A 9,347-nucleotide genomic window follows, 5' to 3' on the forward strand; every position below is an offset into this window, starting at 1 on the left:
CGTGCCGAGCAAGATCATCGCGGTGCACCTCAACTATGCGAGCCGCACCGAGGAGTTCATGACGAAGCTTCCCGATGCGCCCACCTATTTCCAGAAGCCGGTGTCGGCGATCAACAGCCACCGCGGCGCCGTGGTGCGGCCGGAAGGCTGCAAGTGGCTGAACTTCGAGGGTGAGATCGTCATCGTGATCGGACGCACCTGTCGAAACGTTTCACCACACGAAGCGGGCGACTATATCGCGGGGTACACGATCGGCAACGACTTCGGATTGCACGACTTTCGCGACACCGACGCCGGGTCGATGCTGCGCGTTAAAGGCAGCGACACGCTCGCCCCCGTCGGGCCGGGACTTGTCACCGACTGGGACTTCCGTGGCAAGCAACTGCGCACGCTGGTGAACGGCGTGGTGCGCCAGGATGACACCACCGCAGCGATGAAGTGGGACATGAACTACCTGGTGGCCGACATCGCCCGCACCATCACCCTGAGCCCGGGCGACATGCTGTTCTCGGGCACGCCCGCCTTCTCCCGACCCGTGGAACCCGGCGACATCGTCGAGGTGGAGGTCGAGGGGCTGGGCACGCTCAGCAACCATGTCGTTTCGGGGCCCGTCGCCATCCGCACGGACGTCGGCGCCCAGCCCACCGACAGCGAAGAAGTCATCTCGACTGCCCTGGGGGGCGACTGGGAGTACCGCGGCATCCGCACGCCCTCCCGAGATTTGTATCCGTCAACAGTCAAGGAGATGCCGTGATCGCGATAGCTGTCGACATGCTGTTATGCCAGCACTACGGGCAGTGCGTGTTCGAGGCACCGAAAATCTTCCACCTGAACGATGACGACAAGCTCGAGTACCTTGCCGAGGCAGACGACTCGGAACGCGCCAACGTGGAATCGGCCGTCGACGTGTGCCCGATGCAGGCCATTCGCATCGTGGAGTAGTCGTGACCGTTGTGATCGTCGGTGCCGCGATGGGAGGATTGCGCACCGCAGAAGCACTCCGAAAGTCCGGCTATGGCGGAGCGCTGGTGATGATGGGCGACGAAACGCACCTTCCCTACAACCGCCCGCCGCTCTCGAAAGACGTGCTCTCGACCACGGTGAGCCACGAAGCCGTCGCGTTTCCGGTGCGAGCAGAGGTGGCCGATGTCTCGTGGATGCTCGGCTCGGCGGTCACGTCGGTTGATCTCTCGGCGCACACCGTCACCACCCAGCTCGGCGTGAGCCAGAGTTGGTCGGCCCTGGTGATCGCCACCGGACTGCGGCCTCGACGCCTGGACTTGCCGCCCCTCGCCGGGCGCCACGCGGTTCGCTCACTCGACGACGCCATCGCGCTGCGAGCCGAGTTGCGGCCCGGAGCGCGAGTTGTCGTCGCGGGATCGGGCTTCCTCGGGTGCGAGCTGGCTGCCACCGCGACGAAGCTAGGGTGCACGGTGACCGTGGTGACTCCGAGTGAGGAGCCCATGGTTCGCCCGCTCGGCAGGCAGCTTGCTGGAGAGTTGCGGCGACGACTGGAAATCGAGGGCGTCGAGTTCGTGACATCCACTTCACTCGACGGCCTGGTCGGAGTTGATTCACTTACCCACGTCATCGTCAGTGGTGGGAGGGAGATCCGCGCCGATGTGCTCGTCGAAGCGATAGGTTCCGACTGCAACACCGAGTGGCTCGCGGGAAGCGGGATCGACCTCAGCGACGGGGTGCTCGCTGATAACGCCCTGCGTGTCGTCTCGACGGAGGGCGAGGTTCATCAGGACGTGTTCGTCGTGGGAGACGTGGCACGCTTTCCCAACCCAATGTTCGATCACGTACCGCGGCGAATCGAGCATTGGAGCATTCCGACCGACACCGGCAAACGCGCTGGCGCCGTGCTGGCCGCTCACCTGCGCAATGACGGCTCCTCCGCCGACGTCGTCGCTACCGAATTTGCACCGATGCCCTCGTTTTGGTCTCACCAGTTCGACGTCGCGCTGCAGGCGTACGGGCTTCCTGGGCTTGCGGATGACACTCACATTCTCGAAGGCGACCTTCAGGGCAAGGTCGCGATCGGCTACTTTCGGGCCGGGGTAATGGTCGGGGTGGTGGGCGTCGGCCTGAAGGCGGCACTGCTGCCCTATCGGCAGCAGATTGCCGCGGGCGCCTGAGCGCCCCTGGCACGCCCGAATGGAAGGGCTGTCCACCACGAGGCACGCCTGCTTGCCGTCGACCGCGGCGATAAGGCCGAGTTCGAGAAGCTGTACAACAGGATGAGGCCAACACTTCTGGGCTTCAGCGTTCGTGTTCCTCGCGACGGCGACCACATAACTGTCGGGTCTTGCAGGATGATAAACGACAAAGCGCCACGCGGCGCGCGCACTCCGCGCGAGTTATCGGCCGAAATGGGTGGACGGGGAACCGCAACATGCCGCCAACGACCCACGAAACAAGCCCCGGAATCGTGATGATTCCGGGGCTTTTCGGTGGATCCAAGGGGATTCGAACCCCTGACCCCCTGCATGCCATGCAGGTGCGCTACCGGGCTGCGCCATGGACCCAAGCCACCGACCCAAGCCTTCCCGCGAGCGAGAAGGCAACTTGCCAAGGATACTACATTCACGAATCAGGATGAACCGAACGCCAGCCAAGCCGGAGCGAGCGCTGACCGGTCTCTCCCCTACTGCTCGGCGGCCTTCGCCGCAGGCAGTTCGAGCGCAATGGCCGGGCAGTCTTTCCAGAGTCGCTCCAGCGAGTAATACATGCGGTCCTCCTCGTGGAAGACGTGCGCGACGATATCCCCAAAGTCGAGCAGGATCCACCGGCCTTCGGCCCGCCCCTCGCGGCGCAGTGTCTTGGCGCCCGCCTCGAGCATCTTCTCTTCAATTTCGCTGGCGATAGCCTGCACGTTGCGCTCGTTGCGCCCCGTCGCGAGGAAGAAAATGTCCGTGAGGGGAAGGGGGCCCGATACATCGAGGGCGACAAGGTCTTCACCCTGTTTAGCATCGGCGGCACGAGCCGCGACAGTCAGAAGTTCGCGAGCGCGCGAAGAGGCAGTCACATGGTCCTTAGTAAAAGTTGAGTGGGCAAGGGAGGCAATTAGAAAATATTGAAGGCAAAAGCGGCGACCAGCAATCCGGCTACCGCCACCGCCAATGACGATGCTGCGATGAGCAGCCCGGTCAGCGCCCTGGTGCCCTTGGGCTTCTGCGTGTGGGTGACGCCATGCCCAGAGGTATGCGTACTCACCGCCCGAATAGCGCGAACGGGGGATGAGTCTGTCGAAATCACTTCAGCGTCGTTCAGGTCGAACAGCGCATCGATGTTCTCGCCATCGAACCGGTCAGTCTGGCCCGTCGACGAGAGAGTGCGTGGCAGATCTACGGAACCGGTCAGCATGATCTCCCCCGTACCGGTGAGCGGCCCCCGAATATCGGTGCCCTCGGGCACGGTCGGAAGCACCAGCGCGTTGGTGGTCAGGATCCCACTGCCAATGGTGCGGCTGATTTTGCCCTCAACCAGCGCATCCTCATCGACATCATCCTGCGCGGACCAGTGACCGAGGGGCGGACTCCACGGGGAGGGAGCACCCGCACTCGGTTGTGCTGGCGGAGTCTCGCCGATAGCGGATTCCGGTGGGGCGGCGGCGAATCCGACGACTTTGTCTGCCTGCGGCACGCTCTCGGACGGTGCGGAAACGCTCGGTACGCCTTCGGTGGTTCCGCTGTCGGACTTCGCAAAAACGGCAGGAGCGAGCAGCGCATCGACGGGGGGAGCCGGGATCGTGACAGGTTCTTCGATAATGGGTGCCAGCTCCGCCGGTGCGGAGCGCGGCTCGGCGGGAAGAACCTTGAACAGGGCGTCGAACGGGGTCAGCGTCGGTTCGACGAAAGGGACCTCGTCGACTGCGGCGGCATCATCGGCCGCGACATCGTCCACACTTGCGGGTGCCGCTGCGTGCAAAACCGTGGGCCCATTGCCGAGGATTGGATCGACGAGCTGCGGCGGTAGTGCCGGAGTAACAATCGCAGGCTCGCCAGCGTCAGCGCTATCGTCGTCGAAATCCGTCTCGACGAATACGGCCGCCGCGGCGCCCGTGAGGGAACCATCCGATGCGAACTCGGGAAGCGCCGGTGGCGGCTGGAGCTCGGTGGAACGCTGTGCCTCGAGTGCGCGCAATTCACGGCGCGTCATCACGGGGTGCTCACCGACGGAGTGATCCACGATGTGCGGTGCACTCTCTCCGGAGTCGGCCGCATTCCCATCCGGTGTTATCGCGTTCTCGTGCGGCGTTGTCGCGACGTTGTCCGCTCGATCGGCGCTGTCGGAACGCACCATCGCTGGAACCACCGTGTCGGCAAGCGCCGACTCGGGCACGAAGAACTGGGGCCGCGGAGCCCCGGGACGGAAGACGTACGGGGCCGGGCTGGCGGGGGTTGGTGAGGATCCACTGGCACCGGCAGGACCTCCGGGCACAGCTTCCGGACTCTCGCCAACGACGTCCGGTCCAGTCGTGGCCGGGACCCCGGGAGCCGAGCGTCGGCCCTCAGGACTGTAGTCGCGCACTCGGTACGCGGGCGTGTCAACCTGTGCAAGCGCCTGAGTCGGCGGGAAAGCCTGGCCGCCGTGCGCTTCATCCGCCCGCAATTCGCTACCGTTCGAACCGGTGACCGGGGAATCGCCGTCGGGTCTGGTCGTCGACGAAACACGACTGACAAAACTGGGACCGTCGTAGCTGGGAACGGGAGTCTTCTGCCCCGATGTGAATACCGGCGGCTCGGAGACTAACGCTGGCGGCCCAGCCGGAGCGGCCGCGCGTCGACCCTTGGGTGCCTCGTCGCCCGGTTCACCCGCACCTGACGCAGTGCGCGCATCGTTCCAGGCGTCGCCGGAATCCTCGGGCGAATACACTTTTGCAGACTCGGGCGGCTGCCCGGTGAACTCGGCCTGTTCGACGCTCTCGTCGCGCTCGCTCTGCCGAGCCGCGCGCCGCGACTGCGGCTGCGATTCGTGGAAGGTCGTCATGAAATACTCCGATACAAATGGTGCTTGGCGATGTACTGAACCACACCATCGGGAACCAAATACCAGACCGGGAAGCCCCGGCTTACCCGATTTCTGCAATCAGTGGAAGAGATAGCCAGCGCGGGCACTTCCAGCGAGCTTACGCCCTGCTGCGGTAATCCACTAATAGTGAGGGGATGACCCGGGCGGGATACAGCAACGAAGTGTGCCAGTGTCCACACTTCATCCACGTCTTTCCATTCCATGATCTGCGCGACGGCGTCAGCACCGGTAATGAAGAAAAGATCAGCATCCGGTCGAGCTTTTCGGATGTCACGAAGGGTATCTATCGTGTAGGTCGGCCCTGCACGATCGATGTCGACCCTGCTCACCGTGAACCTCGGGTTGGCCGCAGTTGCGATGACCGTCATCAGGTAACGATGCTCGCCCTCAGTGACCGTCTTTTTCATCCACGGTTCACCGGTCGGAGCGAAGATCACCTCGTCGAGGTTGAATTTTTGCTGCACCTCACTGGCGGCGACAAGGTGACCGTTGTGGATGGGATCGAAGGTGCCGCCCATGACGCCGATACGAGCACGGCGCTGAATCCTGTCAGCCTCCTGTGCCGGTTCGGCCACCACAACTGGTTCGACCACGGGATGCGGAAGCCCTAGTGGCCCGAGCCGTGTGAGTCGCCAGCTCTGTTGGCTTTCTGTCCCTGACGATTAGCTACATCCCGGAAGCTCCACACCACAAAAGCGAGTGCGACGAAAACACCGACGGCGACCCCCGCGAACGCCAGCGGAGGCATCAGCAGTGGTGCGAGTTCCTCGGTCTCAGCGACGAGGTTGGCGAGCAGCGACATGATTCTCCGTTCGGATGGGCTCTTAAATACTAACGGCGAACCTGGCCGGCACCGCGCACGACCCACTTTGTGCTCGTGAGTTCCGCAAGCCCCATGGGGCCCCGTGCGTGTAGCTTCTGAGTAGAGATTCCCACCTCGGCACCAAAGCCGAACTCGCCACCGTCAGTGAAGCGTGTCGATGCGTTGACCATCACGACGGCAGAGTCAACCTCTGCAAGAAACCGCTCCGCGCTGCCGAGATCGTTGGTCAGGATTGACTCGGTGTGATGAGTGGAAAACCGACGGATGTGCTCGAGGGCGCGATCAAGGTCATCCACTACCCGCACCGCCAGATCGAGGCTCATGTACTCGGTCCCCCAATCGACCTCCGTGGCTGGCACTGCGTCAGGAAAAATGTGCACCGTTCGGTCATCGCCGTGAATCGTCACGCCCGACTCATGGAGCTTCGCAAGAACCGCAGGCAGCAGTCTGTTCGCCGCATCCTGATGCACAAGCAGGGTCTCCAGCGCGTTGCACACGCTGGGCCGCTGCACCTTCGAGTTGTGCACAATCTCGACGGACTGAGCAAGGTCGGCAGAGGCGTCAAGGAAGAGGTGGACGACACCTGCACCAGTCTCAATCACGGGCACCGTCGACTCGGCGACGACCGAGTTGATGAGCTCGGCGCTACCGCGTGGAATGAGTACGTCGACGAGGCCTCGCGCACGCATCAGCTGCCGCGCCCCCTCCCGCCCGAACTCGTCGATCGTCTGCACGGCATCGACCGGCATGCCCGACTCCACGAGCGCAGACCGGACTACCTCCACCAGCACGCGATTGGTGTTTTCGGCAGCCGAACCGCCCCTAAGCACCACGGCATTGCCGCTTTTCACGGTCAGCGCAACAATGTCGATCGTGACGTTGGGTCGAGCTTCATAGATGGCCCCGACCACCCCAAACGGCACCCTCACCTGGCTGAGCAGTAGCCCGTTCTCGAGTGTGGAGCCCCGCACGACGTCGCCGACGGGATCGGGCAGCGCAATAATCTGCAGCACCGCCGCGGCGAGGGCCTCAAGTCGCGGCTCATCGAGGCGGAGTCGATCGAGCAGCCCCTGTGGCATGCCTAAATCGCGGCCTCGATCGAGATCGAGTTCGTTCGCCAACAGAATTCGGGGAGCGTTGCGCATCACTGACTCGGCGATGGCGCGCAGGGCCGAATTCTTCTGTTTCGTCGACGTGATGGCAAGGAGCCTGGCAGCGGCGCGCGCCGACTCAAGCTTGTCGGTCAGCGTGGGCGCCGTGGCAACCGCCGGCGCAGGGATGAGAGTCTCGGCCATGGCTGAAGTTTATGCCCGCGCCCGCCTTCGGAAATTCAGGAAAGCAGCTCTAGGCCAGGTCTCGATCGGTACCAGGAACGCGTCATCCACCCGGGCCGGGGTTGATTTCCTGAATTTCCGAAAGGGCAGTCGAGCCGCGGGGACGGCGCGGGCTACGGTGCCGGTTCGAACCAGGTGCCGAGGTCGGCACCGGTGAGGGCCTGTGAGACACTTCCGGCCGCCGCCAGCAGCACGGGAATTCCGGATGCCGCGGCCATCCGCGCCGCTGCCACCTTCGTTCCAGCACCACCGGTGCCCACTCCGGCCGCGCCGATGTCGCCGAAGGTCACCCCGGAAAGGTCGTCGGCAAACTCTACATTCTCTATCTTGAGCGCACCCACCTCCCCCGGCGGCCTCGTGTACAGGGCGTCGATATCGCTCAGCAGCACAAGCACGTCGGCGTTGACGAGAATCGATACCATCGCCGCCAGCCTGTCGTTGTCGCCGAATCGAATCTCCTGGGTCGCGACCGTGTCATTCTCGTTCACAATAGGAAGGATGCGCAGCCCCAACAATCGCTCCATGGCGCGCTGGGCGTTGCTGCGGTGCGTCGGGTTCTCCATGTCCCCCGCCGTCAACAGGATCTGCCCGGCCACAATCGAATATCGGTCGAGGCTCTCCTGGTAGCGGAAGATGAGCACGTTCTGACCCACCGCCGCCGCCGCCTGCTGTGTGGCCAGATCGGTAGGCCTGCCATCAAGTTTCAGGTACGGGATGCCCGTGGCGATCGCCCCGGACGACACGAGTATCACCTCACAACCGCGACCGTGCGCGGCCGCGAGGGCATCGACGAGCGGTGCGATCTGGCCGACATTTGGCCCGCTGACTGATGATGAACCAACTTTGATGACGATGCGTCGCGCGGTGGGCAGGTCGGACCGCGACCGCACACTGCTAGTCACGCGACTCTGCACGGTCTGACTGTGGGGCGAGGGCCGAACCGGATGGGGCGTCGGAGCGATTCTCGATCGAGCCGAGATCTTCGCCACGCTCGGACTTGTCGACGGCAAACCCCTCGTCATCGACCCAGATTCCCGCGGTGCGCTCGGCCTGCAGCTCTGCGCGGGCGGCGGCCTTGGCGTCCATTCGCTCAAGGTAGGTCTGACGACGCTTGCGATTGGTGTCGCGCTGGTTGTCATCGAGGCGTGAGTCGGTGCCCCGCGGGCTGGTGATGAGTTCTGCCGTCGACGATAGTGTCGGCTCCCAGTCGAACACGACTCCCCCGCCCGCTCCAATCATCACGGTCGAGCCCGGTACGGCGCCCGCCTTGAACAGGTCGTCTTCGACGCCGAGCTTGGCGAGTCGGTCGGCGAGGAACCCGACCGCCTCCTCGTTGGTGAAGTCGGTCTGGGCGACCCAGCGCTCGGGCTTGGCACCAATCACACGGAATATGTTTCCGAACGAGCCACCCTCGACCCTCACGGTGAAATCTTTCTCGTTGACAGCGCGCGGACGCAGGACGATTCGCTGCTTCGCGGGCTCGAGGATCCTCGCCGCGCGGTCGGCTTCGACGAGGGCGGCCAGGGCGAACGACAGCTCGCGCAGTCCGACCCGAGAGACCGCGGACACCTCGAACACCCGGTAGCCGCGTTCCTCCAGCTCCGTGGTGACGAAGTCGGCAAGTTCACGGCCCTCGGGTACGTCGACCTTGTTCAGTGCAATCAGCTGCTCTCGTTCGAGTAGCGGCAGTTGGCCCTCCGGCACCGGGTATGCGGCAAGCTCCTTCAGGATGATGTCAAGGTCGCTGATGGGGTCACGGCCGGGTTCGAGGGTGGCGCAGTCGAGCACGTGCAGCAGGGCGGTGCAGCGCTCAACATGTCGCAGGAACTCGAGGCCCAGGCCCTTACCCTCGCTCGCGCCCTCGATCAATCCGGGGACGTCGGCGATCGTGTAGCGAGTGTCTCCTGATTCCACGACGCCAAGGTTGGGGTGAAGGGTGGTGAATGGGTAGTCGGCTATCTTCGGCTTGGCAGCGCTCATGGCGGCAACCAGGCTGGACTTACCCGCTGACGGAAAACCGACGAGCGCAACATCCGCGACCGTTTTCAATTCGAGGAACACATCGCCCTCGAAGCCGGGCGTGCCTAATAGGGCGAATCCGGGGGCCTTGCGCCGGGTGGTGGCAAGGGCGGCATTGCCGAGTCCGCCCTGGC

The 9,347-nt window shown here is 64.0% G+C and carries 10 protein-coding genes and 1 tRNA gene; 3 read left to right on the forward strand and 8 right to left on the reverse strand.

Features of this window, described 5'->3' with window-relative positions; genetic code table 11:
• The 3 genes from RMN95_RS01460 to RMN95_RS01470 form a co-directional block, all read left to right on the forward strand.
• Positions 1 to 754: fumarylacetoacetate hydrolase family protein (locus RMN95_RS01460; RefSeq protein WP_309615190.1), on the forward strand; the 754-nt coding region annotated here is incomplete at its 5' end.
• A complete protein-coding gene (locus tag RMN95_RS01465; RefSeq protein ID WP_309615191.1) occupies positions 751 to 942 on the forward strand; it encodes a ferredoxin in 192 nt (63 codons plus the stop codon). The genes RMN95_RS01460 and RMN95_RS01465, both read left to right, overlap by 4 nt.
• A gap of 2 nt (positions 943 to 944) precedes the next feature.
• A complete protein-coding gene (locus RMN95_RS01470; RefSeq protein ID WP_309615192.1) occupies positions 945 to 2,141 on the forward strand; it encodes an FAD-dependent oxidoreductase in 1,197 nt (398 codons plus the stop codon).
• 316 nt (positions 2,142 to 2,457) lie between these two features.
• Here RMN95_RS01470 and RMN95_RS01475 read toward each other — a convergent pair.
• The 8 genes from RMN95_RS01475 to obgE all read right to left on the reverse strand — a co-directional run.
• Positions 2,458 to 2,531, reverse strand: a tRNA-Ala gene (locus tag RMN95_RS01475).
• A gap of 119 nt (positions 2,532 to 2,650) precedes the next feature.
• Positions 2,651 to 3,031 carry a ribosome silencing factor gene (gene rsfS, locus RMN95_RS01480; RefSeq protein ID WP_309615193.1) on the reverse strand — a complete coding sequence of 127 codons (381 nt, stop codon included), beginning with the start codon at positions 3,029 to 3,031 and terminating at the stop codon, positions 2,651 to 2,653.
• Positions 3,032 to 3,069: 38 nt separating this feature from the next.
• Positions 3,070 to 4,995 carry a hypothetical protein gene (locus RMN95_RS01485; protein ID WP_309615194.1) on the reverse strand — a complete coding sequence of 642 codons (1,926 nt, stop codon included), beginning with the start codon at positions 4,993 to 4,995 and terminating at the stop codon, positions 3,070 to 3,072.
• Positions 4,992 to 5,582, reverse strand: a complete 591-nt coding sequence (nadD, locus tag RMN95_RS01490) for a nicotinate-nucleotide adenylyltransferase (protein WP_309615199.1) — start codon at positions 5,580 to 5,582, stop codon at positions 4,992 to 4,994. The genes RMN95_RS01485 and nadD overlap by 4 nt, the downstream gene beginning before the upstream one ends.
• A gap of 62 nt (positions 5,583 to 5,644) precedes the next feature.
• Positions 5,645 to 5,839 (reverse strand): hypothetical protein, encoded by a 195-nt coding sequence (locus RMN95_RS01495; protein ID WP_309615195.1) that lies wholly within the window; start codon positions 5,837 to 5,839, stop codon positions 5,645 to 5,647.
• Positions 5,840 to 5,868: 29 nt separating this feature from the next.
• Positions 5,869 to 7,155 carry a glutamate-5-semialdehyde dehydrogenase gene (locus RMN95_RS01500; RefSeq protein ID WP_309615196.1) on the reverse strand — a complete coding sequence of 429 codons (1,287 nt, stop codon included), beginning with the start codon at positions 7,153 to 7,155 and terminating at the stop codon, positions 5,869 to 5,871.
• A gap of 152 nt (positions 7,156 to 7,307) precedes the next feature.
• Positions 7,308 to 8,084, reverse strand: a complete 777-nt coding sequence (gene proB / locus RMN95_RS01505; protein WP_397545219.1) for a glutamate 5-kinase — start codon at positions 8,082 to 8,084, stop codon at positions 7,308 to 7,310.
• 4 nt (positions 8,085 to 8,088) lie between these two features.
• Positions 8,089 to 9,347, reverse strand: a 1,259-nt coding sequence (gene obgE, locus RMN95_RS01510) for a GTPase ObgE (protein WP_309615198.1), incomplete at its 5' end; no start/stop codon positions are given.

The organism is Salinibacterium sp. (genome assembly GCF_031364185.1).
GTDB lineage: Bacteria > Actinomycetota > Actinomycetes > Actinomycetales > Microbacteriaceae > Rhodoglobus.

Bases quoted from the DNA above. Each gene is read 5' to 3' on its own strand.
- RMN95_RS01485 (WP_309615194.1), bottom strand. From the start codon at position 4,995: ATGACGACCTTCCACGAATCGCAGCCGCAGTCGCGGCGCGCGGCTCGG.
- RMN95_RS01495 (WP_309615195.1), bottom strand. From the start codon at position 5,839: ATGTCGCTGCTCGCCAACCTCGTCGCTGAGACCGAGGAACTCGCACCA.
- RMN95_RS01500 (WP_309615196.1), bottom strand. From the start codon at position 7,155: ATGGCCGAGACTCTCATCCCTGCGCCGGCGGTTGCCACGGCGCCCACG.